The organism is Elusimicrobiota bacterium (assembly GCA_041660185.1).
Lineage (GTDB): Bacteria > Elusimicrobiota > Elusimicrobia > 2-01-FULL-59-12 > 2-01-FULL-59-12 > JBAZWU01.
Window position 1 is genome coordinate 14,734 of sequence record JBAZWU010000013.1, and the last position, 17,863, is coordinate 32,596.

General features: G+C 55.0%; 14 protein-coding genes. 9 read left to right on the top strand and 5 right to left on the bottom strand.

The features are described 5' to 3' along the window. Position 1: 1 nt before the first annotated feature. Genes WC859_09530 through WC859_09545 form a run of 4 tightly spaced genes read right to left on the bottom strand, consistent with a single transcriptional unit; the run spans position 2 to position 6,093 of the window. The gene (locus tag WC859_09530) at positions 2 to 1,087 is read right to left on the bottom strand and encodes an SLBB domain-containing protein (protein MFA5976385.1); all 1,086 of its coding nucleotides are present in this window, start codon (positions 1,085 to 1,087) and stop codon (positions 2 to 4) included. Further along, positions 1,084 to 3,669 carry a glycosyltransferase gene (locus tag WC859_09535; GenBank protein MFA5976386.1) on the bottom strand — a complete coding sequence of 862 codons (2,586 nt, stop codon included), beginning with the start codon at positions 3,667 to 3,669 and terminating at the stop codon, positions 1,084 to 1,086. Before WC859_09535 ends, WC859_09530 begins: the two co-directional genes overlap by 4 nt. Next, entirely contained in the window at positions 3,659 to 4,975 is a 1,317-nt protein-coding gene (locus WC859_09540) for a sugar transferase (GenBank protein MFA5976387.1), read from the bottom strand. The genes WC859_09535 and WC859_09540 overlap by 11 nt, the downstream gene beginning before the upstream one ends. Beyond that, the gene (locus WC859_09545) at positions 4,972 to 6,093 is read right to left on the bottom strand and encodes a glycosyltransferase (GenBank protein ID MFA5976388.1); all 1,122 of its coding nucleotides are present in this window, start codon (positions 6,091 to 6,093) and stop codon (positions 4,972 to 4,974) included. The genes WC859_09540 and WC859_09545 overlap by 4 nt, the downstream gene beginning before the upstream one ends. Positions 6,094 to 6,638: 545 nt before the next feature. Between WC859_09545 and WC859_09550 the strand changes: the two genes are divergently transcribed. The 3 genes from WC859_09550 to WC859_09560 all read left to right on the top strand — a co-directional run bounded on the left by WC859_09550 (position 6,639) and on the right by WC859_09560 (position 9,336). Next, the gene (locus tag WC859_09550) at positions 6,639 to 7,601 is read left to right on the top strand and encodes a glycosyl hydrolase family 18 protein (protein MFA5976389.1); all 963 of its coding nucleotides are present in this window, start codon (positions 6,639 to 6,641) and stop codon (positions 7,599 to 7,601) included. A gap of 56 nt (positions 7,602 to 7,657) precedes the next feature. After that, on the top strand, positions 7,658 to 8,971 hold the full coding sequence (locus tag WC859_09555; protein ID MFA5976390.1) for an FAD-dependent oxidoreductase: 1,314 nt from the start codon (positions 7,658 to 7,660) through the stop codon (positions 8,969 to 8,971). 86 nt (positions 8,972 to 9,057) lie between these two features. Further along, a complete protein-coding gene (locus tag WC859_09560) occupies positions 9,058 to 9,336 on the top strand; it encodes a 4Fe-4S dicluster domain-containing protein (protein MFA5976391.1) in 279 nt (92 codons plus the stop codon). A gap of 80 nt (positions 9,337 to 9,416) precedes the next feature. Here the strand turns inward: WC859_09560 and WC859_09565 are convergent, their stop codons facing one another. Further along, positions 9,417 to 10,160, bottom strand: coding sequence for a hypothetical protein (locus tag WC859_09565; GenBank protein ID MFA5976392.1), 744 nt, complete (start codon positions 10,158 to 10,160; stop codon positions 9,417 to 9,419). Between the two features lie 68 nt (positions 10,161 to 10,228). Between WC859_09565 and WC859_09570 the strand changes: the two genes are divergently transcribed. The 6 genes from WC859_09570 to WC859_09595 form a co-directional block, all read left to right on the top strand. Continuing rightward, the gene (locus tag WC859_09570) at positions 10,229 to 12,172 is read left to right on the top strand and encodes a FliG C-terminal domain-containing protein (GenBank protein MFA5976393.1); all 1,944 of its coding nucleotides are present in this window, start codon (positions 10,229 to 10,231) and stop codon (positions 12,170 to 12,172) included. Continuing rightward, a complete protein-coding gene (locus tag WC859_09575) occupies positions 12,169 to 12,456 on the top strand; it encodes a flagellar FlbD family protein (protein ID MFA5976394.1) in 288 nt (95 codons plus the stop codon). Before WC859_09570 ends, WC859_09575 begins: the two co-directional genes overlap by 4 nt. A gap of 251 nt (positions 12,457 to 12,707) precedes the next feature. Beyond that, complete coding sequence (locus WC859_09580; protein MFA5976395.1) at positions 12,708 to 13,487, top strand: MotA/TolQ/ExbB proton channel family protein; 780 nt, start codon at positions 12,708 to 12,710, stop codon at positions 13,485 to 13,487. Between the two features lie 24 nt (positions 13,488 to 13,511). Continuing rightward, positions 13,512 to 14,306, top strand: coding sequence for a flagellar motor protein MotB (locus tag WC859_09585; protein MFA5976396.1), 795 nt, complete (start codon positions 13,512 to 13,514; stop codon positions 14,304 to 14,306). 117 nt (positions 14,307 to 14,423) lie between these two features. After that, positions 14,424 to 17,030: a hypothetical protein gene (locus tag WC859_09590; protein MFA5976397.1), complete on the top strand. Its 2,607-nt coding sequence runs from the start codon at positions 14,424 to 14,426 to the stop codon at positions 17,028 to 17,030. 151 nt (positions 17,031 to 17,181) lie between these two features. Continuing rightward, positions 17,182 to 17,863: hypothetical protein (locus WC859_09595; protein ID MFA5976398.1), on the top strand; the 682-nt coding region annotated here is incomplete at its 3' end.

A 17,863-nucleotide genomic window follows, 5' to 3' on the forward strand; every position in this document is an offset into this window, starting at 1 on the left:
TTTAGATCCGTCCTCTGTTGTAAGACAGAACAAGAATAGCGGACGTAACGATGGATGCCGCCGCTGATATCAGTGTGGCGAATAACGTTGTCCGGCGTTCACCTCGACTGGTGGTGTCGGCATGCACGATCACGACGTCCCCCTGATGGGGAGCCGGGGAGTGCAGTAGATCGTTCCAGGCGAAATCAATGGAGTGTCTCCCGTCCGGGGTTTTTCGAATCAGCTCGATATTGGAAAGATCCGCGCGCTCCGTAAATCCGCCGGCCTGAACCATTGTGTCGACGAAATCAGAGCCTGGATTCACCATGTAATCCCCGGGCTTCCGAACTTCTCCCAGGATATAAACGGGTTGTTTGAGTTGAGAAGACGCCGCCTGCTCGCCGGTGAGCACGGCAATTTCCTTCTGGAAAAAGAGCTCTTCTCCTCCGAGCCATCCCAGAATCGGGGAATGCCCTTCCGCCTGGCTGTAGTACTGGTTCAGACCCAGAATAAAAACTTTCCGGTCCTTATGGATCCGGACTGACTGCGGAGGCGTTTCCTTGATGAATCCGCCGGCCAGCCCGATGATCTCATCCAGCGAAGCGTTTGGTTCCACGATATAGCGGCCCGGTTTTTCAACCAGTCCCCGGACATCGACATACCTGTGCCGTTCTTTCACCCGGGCATCAATCCCTGTCGGTGATTTAAAGTAAGGCCGGTACTCGCTGTTCAGTTTTGTTTTGAGGGCTGAGAGAGTCAATCCGGACGCGTTGAGGGTGACGTCATAGGGCAATGACAACGATCCGTTAAAATCAACGCGAAAATCGCCGTTTAATTTACCGTCGGTCAGACACGTTAATCCCAATAATACGCCCGGAACAATTTCGGGATCAGACGGATTCGGATTGCGATCCCGGGCGCCCCATTTTTCAACGATTTGGACTGTGTCTATTTGCCCCGTTGGTTTGAGGCCGGCGTTGCCCTGCCGCCCATAAGCGGAGCGGGATGTGCCGCAGCCGGTCAGGCCGGTCATCAGGCCGGCCATCAGTAGACACAGGCAGCGGTAGGATAATGAAATGGGGCAAGGCAGAGTTCTTTTAGAGGTCATCGGACAACTCCAGTCTGAAATAATTCCGCGTATGACTTGGTCATGGCCGGCGATCCCCACTGCTCGCGCAACGAGGAGGAGGCGTTCCATTGGTTTTCAAAGAATTGTGTTTCTCCGTTGTTTTTCAAGGTTTCCAGAATTTCCACAATCTTTTTTGCCCCTTCGTTGGGTTTCTCGGGATCAAAGTAATGCGCCCAGGGTTTCAGATAATGGTGGCCTTCAATCTCGCTGAGCAACGTCGGTAAACCGCTTCCCGCGGCTTCCATCGGCGCCAGCGGCATCCCTTCCAAACGGGACCCGGAAATGAAGAGATCGGATAATTGTATCCAATCTAACGGTTGTTCGGAAGGGCCAACTAAAATAACGCGGCGCGAATCAGGTAGGTTTTTGATTTTCTCCTGAAGAGAGTTCATGTAACCGGCCTTGGTTTCCTGTCCGACCAGAAACAAACTGAGGCCGGTGCGGACATTCTCCGGCAGTGCGCGCCAAACGTCAAGTACCACGTCCTGTCCTTTGCCCGGGTGGAGCCGGGCCAGGCAGAGGATCCATCGGCAGGCATAGAGATCCTCGGGGAGTCCGGGAAGAATCTGCCTTCGCCGGGTCTTTTTTTCTTCGGTCCCGGAGGTGCCAGCCAGTGAACGGGTGAAGATGGCTCCGTTCGGAATCACCTCGATGCGTTCGTGGGGAACCCCGATGGCCAGCAGCCCGTTTTTGACGCCGGGAGAAACCGCGATGATCTGGTCAGGGAAAAGGAGAAAAAATTTGTAATACAAACGATACCGAAAGTTCTGTTGGATATCCAGCAGAGTATGGACCGTTAAAAAGAGACGGACGCGGCCCAGCGAAAACAACTTGGCCAGGCTGCCGTAGATCAGCGGGCCAAGATCGTGAACGTGCAAGACCCGGGTTTTCTCGGAAAAGATAATTTTAAGCAGACGAAACACGCTGCCCAATGAAATCCCTTTGCCTTTTTGCCATTGAACCAGGCGAATACCGTCTTTCTCAAACTGGGGGATGAGCGACGGCAAGTCGTCGGGATGATCGTAGGTGGCCACCGTGACATTGAAGCGTTCATCCCGGTTCAGCCGGCGCGAGAGCGTATAAACCGTTTTCTCCAAACCGCCGAGGCAGAGCGTTTGAGACAGTTCCAGGACATGAATGGGCCCGGGGGCCGAGGAAAACCGCCGCAACTGGTCGTTGAACACACCGCCGAAGTAGATAATCGTAAACAGCGGACCGGTCACCAGGAACCACGTTCGCGAGTCGGAAAATAACGGGTACAGCAAGATGGAAATAAGCGCCGCCACACCCGCCAGCGCGAGTTCAAACATCATTTCCCGAAGCGGAAGGAACTTGGAAAGAGGGAGACCCAGGTGCCGCTGGCTATAAGAAAGCGAGTAAAGCCGCATCCCGCCCACGGATGTCAGCATGGCTCCCAGCGCGCCAAGAGCGCCCCAATGGCCTGCCGCGAACCAGGTGGCCGGCGCGCAAAAAAGCGCGAAGAGAATCGACGTGCGCAGAATCCAGTGGCCGTCTCCCCGGGCGCGGGCGACCGCATCATAAGGCAGCGACATAAAGAGATAGGCCAGGGCATACCACCGTAAAAATGTGGCGGCCGCCAGGTAGCGCGTGGTAAACAGAATCCGGACAATGGGTTCGGAATAAATCATCAGTCCGACGGCGGCGGGCATCAAAATCCGGAAGAGTTCGGCCACGCCTTCGGAATACAGCGCGGCGGCTTCGGCCGGTTTCTTGGAAGCAAACGCTTTGGAGAGCCCTGGGATCATCACGCGATTGACGGAGGTCTCCAGAATTTCAAGCGGCGGGATGCTCAGACATCCGAGCGCGTAAGACGCGTAACTGACCACGCTCAGGCGCATGGACAGGATAATCTTGTCCACGTTCTGAAGCCCGAGACCGGCGAGACTTGATAGGGAGACAGGCAGAGAATAGCGAAGGACATTCCGGATCCTTTCCCGGGAGAGCAGAAACCGGGTTTCATCCGATTGGGAAAGCAGGTACAAGCCAATTGCCGTTCGCAGCACCGCGAAACCGAGAAAAAACAAGAAGAGCGCTTCCGCTTTGCGCGTCCACCAGGCGGCGGCTAGAAAACCGGCGACTTTGAGAAGATTGAAACCGGCGGAATAAAAAGACCCTGTCCAGATGTTTCCTCTGGAGATCATCAAATCTTCAAGGAACGTTGAGGCGATGATGAAGGGAGCGGCCAGCAGGAAGAGCCTTAGATCCAAAGGTGGGATATTCAGGTGAAACGCCAGTGGTTTGGAAATCGTCAGCCCGATCATGCTGATCAAGAACGTGAGGAGGACCAGCAGTGTCCAGCTTTGACGGACTTCCGGTTTGGCTCCCGGGTATTTCCCGGCCCAGTGATACACCCCGTTATTAAGCGCGCCGGTCATAAACAGGCTGGGGCTGATTCCTATGTATAGGAAAAAGATCTGGTATCTCCCGAGCTGCTCCGGCGACAGGATGCGGACAAGCCCCAACGGAAGGAACAGCATGAGCATCGCTGTCGTTCCGTTGGTGAGGGTGATGGGCCAGTGCGAGGAAGTTTTAACGGCCACTATTACCTCGCAGCATAAGGATGAGCGTGTTGACCATTACGCGAAAGTCGAGGCGGGGCGACATGTTCTGGATGTAATAGAGGTCATACTCCAGTTTGGTTTTGCATTCTTTGATCGAGCCGGCGTACCCCTGTTTGACCTGGGCCCATCCGGTGATCCCGGGCCGCACGGAAAGGCGCATGGGGAAGAGCGGGATCTGCTTGTTCAGGACCTGATAAAACTCCGGCCGTTCGGGCCGGGGACCCACGAGACTGAGTTCGTCCCGCAGGACGTTGATGAGTTGAGGGATTTCATCCAAACGGGTTTTTCGCAGCCAGCGCCCAAGGGGGGTGACGCGAGGGTCTTCTTTGCTGGCCCACTGGGGGCCGGTGCTTTCGGAAGTGACCGGCATGGAACGGAATTTTAAAAGGAAAAAGCGCTTTCCCTTATAGCCTAAACGCTCCTGACGGTAAAGAATCGGATATCCGCTGGTGAAATAAACCCCCAGCGCGATCAATCCCCAGAGGGGGGACAGAAGAATCAGGAGTAAAAGAGCGATCAGGGGCTCTACGAAAGATTTCAGATAAAAAACGAGACGGATGGGAAAACTTTGATAACGGGACATGAGGAAAAAGGTCCAGGCATCGGTATTCTCGAGATCCACCCGGCCGTGGATTTCCTTCATCACCTGACGGACATCCACAATCTTCTGCCCGCGGAGATGGGCGAGCAGAATCTCCGGGTGCTGCTCGAGGTGGCGTGTGGCGCCTCGGGAAATCACCACCGTTTCATCGAGGGGCAGAGCGGTTTTAAAATTATCGGAGGATTCGCAGCGGTGGATCTTGATCCAATTAGACAACCCCGCTTCATGGATCTGTTCATGCAGCGTGTTTGCTTCTTCCGGCAGAAGGCACGTGGCCAGGGCCCGGTACTTCCTCGTGACATGCGTGGTCTTGTACATGGCCCACTGGGTCAGCATGAACGCAAACGTCACTCCGGCGGAGACCTTGAACAGCTCGGGGGACGGGGATAAAGACGCCCCGGCGACCAGCATCAGACACGCGATGGAACAAAGCGAAGACAGAGAAAGCGTCAAGAACAGGATCAACATCCCGATCAGCTCCGGTTTAGGGGTGTAATCTTCAAAATATCCGATGAAACACAAGAAGATCAACGAAAACAAGCTGGTCAGAAGTCCCCAGGACAGATAGAGATCCCTCCCGAGTTGATTCCTGTCGAGGATGCCGATGAGAAGCCAGCTGGAAATCAGGATCAGGAAGTATATTTGCCGGTTGGCTCGGCTTTCCGCGACGATTCTGGGAGTCATTTCCAATCACCTCTTGAGAGACTATAGGGACGAATCATTAAAAAAGGAGCCATCAGCGAAACCAGCGCGGCACCGCTCAATTGCCTGAAACTTCCGGACGTGGCCATCAGAAGTCCAAAAACGATAATTCCCGGGAGGATCACAAAATTAAATGCGGCCGCCAGCCCGGCGATAAGACAGCCAAACCAGTACGCCCAGAGCACCCGGAAAAACCGCCGGCCCGCCATCACGCCGACAATCGGATTCATCCGGAAACACGAAGGCCACAAGGTTCGAAGCCACTGCAAATTGCCCTGAAGCAGCCGTTTTCGCCGGCCCCAATCCATCCGGTTCTGCTGGGCGCCCGCGTCCTGGACCATCCCAACGGGATAAAGGATCACGCTGTCCGGATAGAGCGCTCGTAAAACCATGGGAATCACAACATCATCATTCAGCCAAAGGGTGTCACCGAGCGACGAGAGCGCCTTTTTCAACGGAAACACCTTATATCCCACCGTGGCTCCGTGAAGGCTGATCGGGCCGCCGCAAAGCGCCTCGGTCTGCTTGAGGAGCATTTCCAGACGCCAGAGGATCCGATGGAGCAGCCGGGCTTTCGCGGGCCGATAAGAGGGTGCGATCCCAATGACATTAGCCCCCTGGTGGATCTTCTGGAGAACATCGGAAAGAAAACTCTCCGGCCAGAGGACCCCCGCGTCAGCCAGAATAAGCCAATCCGCGCGGCTCTCCGCGATCCGGGTACGCAACGTGACCCATTTGCTCTTGTTTTCCAATGATTCCGTGACGAGAACGCCCGGGAATTGGCGAGCGGCTTGCGCCGTCTGATCGGTGCAGCCATCCGCGGCCACGTGAACAATTATTTTAGGTTTTGAAAAGACCGATGGAATGGCCTGAAGGGCCTGGACGGAACGGTGGATGCTGGTCAAGGTGTCCGTAATCCTTCCGGCTTCGTTATGCGCAGGAATTACGATTTCCAGCAGCGATACAGGGACACCGGATTCGTGGGTGGGCTTTCCTTCATTCCAGCGCTGAAATCGATAAAACGGCAATGCCAGCAATGGCCAAAGCACGGAACATCCCAGAAGTCCAAAAATACCTATAAATAGAAATAAATAAACCATTATTACACTCAGGAGACCGTGCCATAACGACACACTTCGTCATTCCCCGCGGTCTTTGGCGGGGAATCCATCATTGTCGTACGTTGTTCATAGATCCCCGGCCAGTGACCGCCGGGGATGACGGATTGTGACACAATCTTCAAACGCCCTCCCATTACATTGGAATCGTATTAGCGCTTACGCAGATGACTTCGAGAAGCGGATATTACGTTGATTTTTTCCACAGTGCTAGAACCTGGGGTTGGAAACTTTCCGCAAACATATTGTCGCACAGCTCTGACTACGAGACAATGGGTCGAAAGGCCAAAATTCAATCAACACTCAAAAAACTGCGAAAACAAACGAATAAACGCTATTAAAAGGGAAAAACGCCCTGTTTAGGCGTTGTAAAGATATTCCGTTATGCTTGAACGACTTATTAAAACAACTACCTTCTATTATTTTACAATAATTGTGCCCAAATTGGGCACAATATTACAATGAAATCCACGCGATTATTATATTTCATTTTTTTGGGGATTTTGGTCCCCGGTGTTTTGAGTGCAATGGGTAGGCGCCCTGTCCAGCGGGTTCACTACAGCAGCTGGATGGTTTATTGGGATTCCGTGAACGGGGCAAACGCTCTCGATCGCTATGCCGACCGCCTGGAGGATGTCGGGGTTTTTGCCTATCACTTCGATGCTTCCGGGCGATTAATCCCGGCCGGGGATATGGTGCGGTCCCATTCACCGAAGATGTTTATCACCGTTGTCAATGATTGGGCGGCGGGACCGGCGACCAAACTCAAGGATCCGGAGATCGTGCATCAGGCGATCGGCACTCCCCAGGCACGGGCCGCGCATATCCAGCAATTAATGGAATTAGCCAGAGCCGCAGACGGAGTGGAAATCGACTATGAGCGTCTGGACCTTGCGGACCGGGACGCTTTTTCGATCTTCATCCGAGAGCTGGCCAGCGCTCTCCATGCGCAAAAGAAGCGGCTGTCCGTTGTCCTTCAGCCGCGCCTGGCCCGGACGCCGGAGTCCGGCCGTGGCGGAGCAGGGACGATAGACTGGAAAGCGGTAACCGAATCGGTTGACCGCGTGAGGGTGATGGCGTATTTTGAGCATTCCGCTGACACTCCTCCGGGGTCCATCGCTTCCCTTTCGTGGGTGAGGGAACTGGCGGTGTTCGCTTTGGGGATCGTCCCTCCTGAAAAGTTGTGCATCGCTCTCCATCTCGGGGGGTTTGACTGGGAAGACGGTCAGAGGGGCCGTCCGATCGAATACTCTGAAGCGGTCCGAATCGCTGTCCGCAGCGGGAACCAGATCCTTTTCGACAAAGACAGCGGTTCGGGATATTTTCAATATTCGGAAGCCGGGAAAAACCACCGGGTGTGGATCGAAACGGATCAGGGGCTTCGTGAAAAAGTAGAACTCCTCCGCCGCCTGGGAATTGGCCAGGTCGGTTTGTGGCGGCTCGGCAGCGGCGACCCGGCTTTCTGGGAGTCTCTCCCCCGGGTTCCTTGACGTTCCAGTTGCGGATTCTGTAGACTGCCTTTGAATTTCAGGGAGGACAAATCACCATGTCTGACGATAAATTTGACAGCATTGTTGTAGGCGCCGGTCCGGCCGGGGTCTCCGCCGCGATCACCATGGCCCGCGCCGGGCTCAATGTCGCGCTCTTGGAGCGCGGCGAGTATCCTGGAGCCAAAAATGTTCAGGGAGCCGTCCTTTATTCCAAGATGCTCCAGGACGTCATGCCCGAGTTCTGGAAGGATTGCCCGCTGGAGCGCGCGATCGTTGAAGAAAATATCTGGATTCTGACGGACACCTCCGGCATCAAGGCGGGATATAAATCGCCGGAGTACGCCCAATCGGAACCCGCGAACTGCTACACAATCATCCGGGTAGCGTTCGACAAATGGTTTTCCAAGAAGGCCGAAGAAGCCGGCGTAACGCTCGTGACCGGCGTCACGGTCAGCGATCTTGTGAAGAAGGACGGCCGCATCGTTGGCGTCAAGACGACGGATGGCGATGAGCTGCTGGCGAGCGTCGTCATCGCCTGCGACGGCGCCAATTCCATCCTGGCCCAGAAAGCGGGACTGCATCACGAATGGCGTCCGGATGAGATCGCGCTGGGCGTCAAAGAGATCCTGGCGCTTCCGCGCGAGAAAATTGAAGACCGTTTTGGCCTGGAGAAGAACCAGGGGAGCACGATCGAAATGGTCGGCGATTTCACCAAAGGGATGATGGGCTACGCGTTTCTCTATACCAATCAGGAGTCACTGGCCTTCGGCCTGGGATGCGCCCTGGATGACTTCCAGAAGACCAACGCCAAACCGTACGATTTGCTGGAAGAATTCAAACGACATCCGTTGATCCGTCCGCTGATCGAGGGATCCAAGTCGGTCGAATACTCCGCGCATATCATTCCGGAAGGCGCCTGGCCGTCCATGCCGCCTCTCTACACCGACGGGCTGCTGATCGCCGGAGACGCCGCGCAGATGATCAACCCGTCGCACCGGGAAGGCTCCAACATGGCGATGAAAGCCGGACAGCTGGCCGGCGAGACGGTGGTGGAGGCGAAGAAGACCGGTCATTATGACGCGAAGACGTTGTCGCTCTACCGGAAAAAGCTGGATGACTCCTTTGTCCTCAAGGACATGTACGACCACAAGGATGTCGAAGTCAAAGTGCGCCACAACCGGGAACTAATGACCCTTTATCCGGGTCTCCTGAACAAAGCCGCTCATGACTATTTCCTGGTCGATGGCGCACCCAAGCGGGACCACATGCGAAGGATCGTGCAGCGTTTCCGCCGCGAACGGGGGGTCGTCAATCTGGTCAAGGATGCCTGGGCTCTGCGCAAGCTCGTTGGCGAATTTAGTATAGGGTAAGACCCGCGGCGGATGAGTTCATCGCCGCAGGTCCCGTCGAAGAGGAATTGCGAACGGGAGAGGAATTTATGGCTGACGAAAGACCGCTGACACTGGAAGATAAACTGGGATTGCTGACGTATAAGGGCGATCACCAGACGCACATCAAGATCACCGACGCCAAGGTCTGCCTGAACTGCCCGAAAAAACCCTGCGTGACGGCCTGCCCGGCGGGGGTCTATACGTGGGACGACGTTCAGAAAAAGATTATTATGGCTTACGAGAATTGCGTCGAGTGCGGCGCGGCCCGGATGATGTGTCCGTTCTACAACATCGAGTGGGTCCCGCCCCGCGGCGGGTTTGGGGTCGCGTATAAATATGGATGATTTGTTCGGGCGGACACCGCTTACTACTGCGGTGCCTGCGCGCTACGGGAAATTGCGGAAGCGCGGGCAGCGGTCCGCCCCTACATTCCCTTAATCTCGTACGACTTCAACTCCTTCACGTACTGCCCGCCGTCGTATTTGACCTGACCAACGCCTTCCGCATACCAGGCGTTTTCATCGATAATCTCATCCCCGCGTTTCTCGTGGTAATGCAGTTTGATGCAGTGGAACCGGCCCGCCGGCACGTCCACATCCTCCCAGCCGACGACGTCCCCGTCGAAGATGATCGGTTTGTCCATGAGCAGGCGCACTTTTAAACGCCCTTCCCAGTGAACGTGCGTTCCGGGTTCCAGCGGGAAGATAACCCTCGGCACCGGCGGAGTGAAGCGGGTATAGACCTCGGGCGTCAACGCTTTGCTCAACCCCAGTTTCTGGATAAAAATTCCTTTTTCATTGCGAAGCAGAAATTCCCGCATCTGCCCGCGCTTATCCCGCTGGGTCATGATCATGCCGGCGGCGCCGGTTTCCCGGTCATCCCAGGGGCCCTCCATCGTGACCTTCATCTCGAAACGGTCATTTTTTGTCTTATTCAGCGTGTCGTAAACCCACGTCGAAGCCTTCCCCCAGGGGAAAAAGGCACTGGAAAGCGTCTCGGAGTGGGCTTTAAAGAATCCGGAAAGAATGAGACCAATGAAAAGCCATGCCCTGCCGTCATTGCGAACGAAGCGAAGCAATCTCGGTGTTCCGGCGTAGAGGCGAGATTGCTTCGGCAACACGGAGTGCCTCGCAATGACATCACTTCGAAAACACGCAATTTTTCGCATGAACCGATTATATAAAACCATTGAAACTCCAAAAGTCGAGGGCTAGACTTGTCACGGTTATAAAAGCTATGCGATTTTTCGAATCTTTCATGCGCTTCTTGATGCTGGCGGTCCTCCTGACGGTTTGGCCGCTGCCTGCCGCCATCCCCGCGTCCGCGCCCACGACGGCCTCCCCGGCCTCGTCCGCTCCCGACATGACCCTGCTCGAGCAGGAATCCAAATATGAACGGGAGAAAACGCAGTACCTGCAGGAGAACATCCTGGATAAAATTCTGGGGCCTGGAAAAGCCGTGGTCATCGTCAACGTGGAAATGGGTCTGGAAACCCGGACCATGGAAATGGGGATGAATAAGTCGAAAAGCGACAAGAAAAAAGCTGAAGGAGAAAATGGCGAACCGCTGCCCGTGCCGCCCGCCCGGGTGCTGGTCCCGGGCGTGCCGATGCCCAAGTCGGCTTTTCAGCTGGAAGAAGACCGCGGCGGAGAATCCAAGGAATCCGGCGGCCAGATGCAGCAGAAACGGTATGAAGCCCGGACCACCATTAAGAAGTTGCTCATTACGGTTTTGTACGACAAAAAAGTTCCCGGCGATACGCTCCTGGCTGCGAAACAGGCGATCGTGGCGACGATGAAGGTCGCCGACAATCAGCTCGTTTTCACGCCCACCACCTTCACCGAAACCGCCTGGCAGCAGGTCCTCACGCCGAAGTGGTTGATCCCGATCGCGCTGGCGTTGTGGCTGCTGCTCTTTTTGTTCGGACCGCTGGCCAGTTTTTTCCGCCGTTTGAACGCGGCGCTCGAAGATAAAACCCAGAAAATTGAACAAACCACGCAGCTCACGGAAGAGAGTGAGATGGCCTCTGAAGAAGAGGGCGAACAGGCCGGTGCTGAGGGAGAAGGTGAAGGCGCCGAGGGAGAGGGTGAAGAGGAGAAAGGGGCTGAGGAAGAGATGAAAAAGTTTGAACCGTTTACCTATGTGTCGGAGCAAAATTTGAAAGGACTGGCGTACCTCCTCCGGAAAGAAGAGCCCTGGATCATCGCCCTGGTCCTTTCCTACCTGAAGCCGGAGTTCGCCAAGGAAGTGTTCGCGTCCATGCCTCCTGAACTGCAGGCGCGCGTGGCCGTGGAAACCGCCACCATCCGCCAAACGTCGCTGGAGCAGGTGATGTCCATCGACGAGTACATCAAGAAAAAGATTGATTTCGTGCTGGGTGGCATTGAAAACCTCCTGAAAATCCTGAACGAGGCGGACAAGACCACGCGCGAGAACATTCTGGACTATCTGCGCAACGAGAAGCCGGTGTTGTACGAGCGGGTCCGCGATGAAGTGGTTCTCTTTGAGGATATTCTGAAGTTCCCTGACAACGCGATTCAGGGCATCGTGCGGGAGGTGGGCACCGAATCCCTGAGCCGCGCGCTGCGGGGTGCGGCGCCGGAATACATGAACAAGTTCTTTGCCAACATGTCCGCGGGCGCGGCCGCCCTCCTGAAAGAATCCATGGATTACGGCCGGCCTTTGACGCCCGAGCAGATCGAAGACGAGCGCCGGGCGCTGATGGAGCTGATCTCCAAGCTGGAAAAGGAAGGCAAGATCGTGATCCGCAAGAAACGGAAGATGGGCATTCTCGAGGGAGAAGAAGCGGCGGATGACAGCCAGCCCTTGAATTTTGACTCCTCGCCGCAGGCTCCTCCGGCGCCTCAGCCGGCTCCGCCCGCTCAGGCGGCGGATCCCGTCAAAGCCCGGGAGTATTTCCAGTCCGGAGCGGCGGCTTATGAACAAGGGCGTTTTGCGGAAGCGGTCCAGAATTTCCATTACGCCAAGCAGGCCCAGCCGGATTTCTGGCAGGCCTATCAGTACCTGGGAGCGGCGTATGACGCGCAAGGCATGATCAACGAGGCCATGGGCGCCTATGAACGCATGCTGGAGATGAATCCCGACGAGTCGCTGCGCGTCTGGGTCGAAAACTGGAAAGCGCAGCGGGGACAGAGCGGGAAACGGGAGAAAGCCGGATGATTTATCTCCATCGTTTGAACGGACAGGACATCACGATCAATGCCGAGCTGGTGGAATGCATTGAATCGCATGGGGTGGAAACGGTGGTCAGTTTGACCACCGGCAACCGGCTGGTCGTGAAGGAACCCGTCGCGGAAGTCGTCCAGCGCATCCTCGCGTATCGCCAGGCTGTCTATTCAGACCGGAAACCAATAGCACTTGTTGAGGGACCTGCGGCGGATGAGTTCATCGCCGCAAGTCCCGTCGAAGAGGAAGAGCGAACGGGAGGCCCGTCATGTCATTAACAGTCATTGCCGTGGCCGGAATCGTGCTTGGCTTTCTCTGCATGATGGTGGGATTTTTGATGGACAGCGGAGCCGGGCGGGGTTCGGGTGCAGCCAAGGTGAAACAGTCGCGGCACGTTCGAAGATTAAAAACGGCGCATGGACATTGAGATTTGTAGGGGCGGCCGGCTGGCCGCCCGCCATTCACGTTTGAATGGTTTGTCATGGGGATATCCGGGCGTGCAGCCGCACGCCCCTACGAGGTGTAAATCATGGACATCGCAACACTTTTAGGCATCGTCGTCGGATTCGCGCTGGTCATCGCCTCGGTCCTGCTCGGAGAGGGGGTCGCCGGGTTTAAACCGTTTCTGAATTATGAGGCCTTTCTGATCGTCATGGGCGGCACCTTCTGCGCGCTGCTGGTGAATTACCCGATTTCGCAGGTTTTCGGCCTGGCCCGGGTGCTCAAAAAAGTGATGAAGGCCAGCGATGAGGATACCTCGGAGATCGTCACGACCTTTGTCAATTTTGCCAAGAAAGGCCGCACCGACGGATTTCTGGCGCTGGAAGGCGATGTCAAACTCGTGAAGAACGATTTTCTCAAACGCGGCGTTCAGCTGGTCATCGACGGTTCCGACCAGGAGTTCATCCGCAACATGATGGAAACGGAACTGGGGTTCATCCGCGAACGGCACAAGGTGGGCGCGGAGATCTTCAACTCGCTGGGCACCTACAGCCCGGCGTTCGGCATCATCGGAACGGTGCTCGGCATGATCCTCATGCTGAACTCGATTTCCAATGTGGAAGAGGTTCCCCGGCGCATGGCGTTGTGCCTGGCGGCCGCTTTTTTCGGCCTGGGCTCCGGCTACCTGATCTTTCTGCCGATGGGTGGCAAACTGCGCCGGCGCTCGGAAGAAGAGCTTTTGATCAAAGAAATTATCATCCGGGGCGTGCTGCTGCTCCAGAGCGGGGTCAGCCCGTCGATTATGGAGGCCAATCTGAAAGCGTATCTCGAACCGGCTAAACGAGCGCTCATCAAGCAAGCGGTCTAACCCATGCCTTTAAAAGAACGTGACATGATCTCCATGTCGGACCCGCGGGTGTGTCAGATCGGGCACCCGGCGCCGCCGTGGCTTGTCAACTACGCGGACCTCATGACGGAGCTGGTCTGCTTTTTCATTATTCTCTACGCGATGACCGCGGCCCTGAATAAGGACCTGCAAAAAGCCAAGAAGGAAGTCGAACAAGCCATGAAACAGGAGCAGGTCGCCGGTGAGGTCAAGGTTACGAAAGATGGCATGCAGATTACCCTTCAGGAAAAAGGAGAAAATATTTTTTTCGAAAGCGGTTCGTCGGATCTGTCTCCCCGGATGGAGGAAATTCTTGCCAAAATTGCTCCGACCCTGAACACCCTGGCCAAAGAGAGCCATGATATTGTGGTGGAGGGCCATACCGACGACGTCCCGATCCATAACACTCATTTTTCGTCCAACTGGGAGCTCTCCACCGCGCGGGCCACGAGCGTGGTTCAACACCTGATTCAATCCCAGGGATTGCCGGCCAAACATATGGCCGCGATCGGATATGGCGAGTACCATCCCCTGGTGGCCAACAATACCGATGAGCATCGTTCCGCCAACCGCCGTGTGGTGTTCTTCGTGAAAAACAAACCGCCCGATTACAGCAAAGGCGACAAAAAAACGAAGGTCTCCAAAAACGCCGAAACGCCCCCGGTTGAACAGGCTTCAGCGCTTGAGGCTGTGACTGGCGCTCTGCCGGAGGAAATGCCATCAGAAACAGCGGCTTCCGCCGAACCCACGACCGACTCCGCCCTTCCGCTTCCCCAGGAAGCCCCCGCCGGTGGCCAGTAAGATTTAACCTGGATTTAACAAAGCGATTCAGCTTGAAAAGACAAACGTATTCGCAGAATTGCCGTCGGGACCGTCTCCCTCCCTTGTAATTACTGCAAAAAGAGAGAATACTTAAGTATGCACCCTTTCCGTCGGATGAGTCCGATCCTCACGAAACGGGGGATTCTCACCGTCGAGTCCGTGCTCGGCATTCTGATCCTGTCGGTTGTCGGGATCGTTGGCGGAATCGCTCTGATTAAAGCCAGCCAATCCATCACGCACATCCGGATGGCCAAAAAGGCCGCGGTGCTTGGAGAAATGGTGCTGGAGCGGTACAAAGCCTCCGCGGTGAGTGATTTCAGCCATCTGGCCGTCAATAATGATGTGATCGATCAACCGGTCCGGACGTTTTTGAATGATCCCGGCCTCTCCGGGAATTTTTTCCTGACCACCCAGACCACCTGCACCGCTGACGAAAACTGTCTGGTGAAGGCCACCCTTCACTGGAACGATCCCAAAGGTCCCAGCTCCATCGTGTTAGAAAAAACCTTTGCCCGGGCTTCGCCGGTCATTCCCGGCAAAAAGGTTATCGTCTTTGTCAAAGCTCCTCCCTGCAACGAAACCACTGAGGTGGGAATTTCCTCCAACTGTCTCAACGGTCTCCGGGGGTTTACGATCACGTCGTTTTGCAGTAACGGCACCCCGGTGCAGTCGCTGACCGATGGCGATGGAAGGGCTATTCTCGAGGGTGTTGCTTCAGATGCGGCGGTTGTTTTTATAGCGACAGCGCCTGTCCCATCCCCCTTTGACAGCGGTCTGGTTGGTTTTTCAACAGGGTATTATCATGTCCGGGGTGACGGGGCAACGGTTGTCACCGATAGCACCACGGTGGACACGACGTCGGATTCCCCTGTCGTGTTGTTTAAAGATTTTCATGCGGCCGGGAGCATCCAGGGCAATGTGGTTGATGCGTTCAATCAGCCGCTTGGGAACAGGGCCCAGGGCATGCGGATTCAGTTATTGGAGCCGGCGATCGTGATGCGAGACGCGACAATAAACGCAAGCAGTACCCGGTCTTGCACGATAGGCGATCCATGCATTGTTTCAGCGGATGCCAACGGCCAGTATGTGTTTAATAATGTCATGCCCACGACCGACGTCAATCTGATCGTTCGCGGGATTAATGGAACTATTCCCTACGATCCGTACATCGGCCCGACCAGTCCGGTGTTTGTGCAGGGATATGTCAATACAAGCACCGTCACCCGGACGTCCTCGGAGTGGGGGTCATCGACTGGCCCTGTGATGACGCAGGACTTGATGGTTCATAAGAAAGGATCTCTGTTGATCACCGTGAAGGATAAAGCCACCGGGAATCCGATTACAGATCCGGACTTGCTGAGCTATCTTAACGTCATGATCGATATGTCGTACCCAGATGGTTATTCCCGGTATGGCTGGCGAAGTGATAATCTCAATATTAAAATATCGACCGGAGTGGTTGGGCCAACCAGCAACCAGCGGTGGGTGAATAATTTCATTTCACAAGAAGGGCAATTTAACGGAAAAGTTCCCAAACCGAATTTTCTGGCCTGGATTACTCCGCCGGCCGGAGCGCCCGGAGCGAACTGCCGGCCTATGGGAATTTCTGGCCAGGCAGACCCCGTCTGCTTCCCTACGTGGTTTGGAATAACGCCCCAGGAGGATGCGGGTAATTGGAAGATATGCTCAAGCAACTGCCTGGGGGATGTAACCAATCCTATTCCGGTTGATATTTTGATGGAGCCGACCTACAGGTTTCATGGGACGATCAAAGACAGCGGCGGATTTGGCGTGTACCCGGCGACCTGCAATACGCTCATCATGAATACGAGTGTCGGTAATTTGCCAAAGTTCAAAACTGATGGCAGCGGGAATTATGATGTATGGGGTTTTGAGCCGAAATTATGGTCAGGCGCCTCGTATCCAACCGCGTCCCGTGTTTGGATGAACGTGAATACGCCCTCCAGTCGATTAACCACGATGGTGGTAACGGGCAGGGAAGTTTCAAATGGTAATACCAGTTCCTCCCGCAGAGCCGGGGAACTGGTGATCGCGGTCCGTTTGTGGGGTCCCGGCGGTTCGTATCTGCAGAATTATACAACCAGCGGGGCGGACGGGACCGTTTCGATTACAGCGACATTTGATACAAGCCAATCGGTCGGTAATTTCAATACGGACTCCACTCCGCCGATTCTCATCTGTGATAATCCTACTCCACATGAATGCGAGGCGAATTTCACCCTCCCGATTCCGGGGTGCAGCAGTATTCAATCGCCAAGCCCACGTTTTTATGTGCACACATGCAATACGTGTACGGGGGGTGGTCCCTTTACACCAGCGGCGACATACACGTATCAGACGATACTGAAGTCATATTATGTGTATGGCACTGTCAGGGACGCTGCAACCGGGCGAGGCATTCGAGATATTAAAATTCTTGATTGGGTAGATCCCAACCACCGCACAGTGGCTACGACGAATGGGTCCGGTTATTATTCAGGGGATGCTTGGACTAATAATAATAACTATACCCTTGCCATAGCGGTGCCAGGTCAACAGCTGCCCAATGGCCAAAACTATGTGGCATCCGATCCCGATTATGAAATCATGACCTATTACCTGCCCCCCACGCTCACGCCGGTCACCGGGCGTCAGATTGATTTTTCAATGATTCAAACGCAGAATCAGCAACCCAGTTTTTAAGATGACCCTCCCCTGAAGGCGTTGGCCAGTAAAGAATTAACCTCTATTTAACAAAGCGATTCAGGTTGTAAAGACGATCCATATCAGCAGAAATGTTGTCCTGGCCGGTTCTCTCCCTTGTAATTGTTATGAAAAGAGAGAATACTTAAGTATGTCTCCTTTCCGTCGAATGAATCCGATCTCTAATAAACAGGGGATTCTCACGATAGAGTCCGTCCTCGGCATTTTTATTCTGACGATTGTCGGGATCGTCGGCGGGATTGCTCTGATTAAAGCCAGCCAATCCATCACGCACATCCGGATGGCCAAAAAGGCCGCGGTGCTGGGAGAAATGGTGCTGGAGCGGTACAAAGCCTCTGCGGTCAGTGATTTCAGTCATCTGGCCGTCAATAATGATGTGACCGATCAACCGGTCCGGACGTTTTTGAATGATCCCGGCCTCTCGGGGAATTTTTTTCTGACCACCCGGACCACCTGCACCGCTGACGAAAACTGTCTGGTGAGTGCCACCCTTCACTGGAACGATCCCACAGGCCCCAGCACCCTGAAGTTGGAAAAAACATTTGTCCAGGCTTCGCCGGTTGTCCCGGGCAAAAAGGTCATCGTTTTTGTCAAAGCTCCTCCCTGCAACGAAACCACTGAGGTGGGAATTTCCTCCAACTGTCTCAACGGTCTCCGGGGGTTTACGATCACGTCGTTTTGCAGTAACGGTACCCCGGTGCAGTCGCTGACCGATGCCAATGGACTAGCTGTTCTGGAGGGCGTGCAGATGGGGGAAAACGTTGTTGTCATAGCGACAGCGCCTGCCCCATCCTCCTACAACATCGGCACGG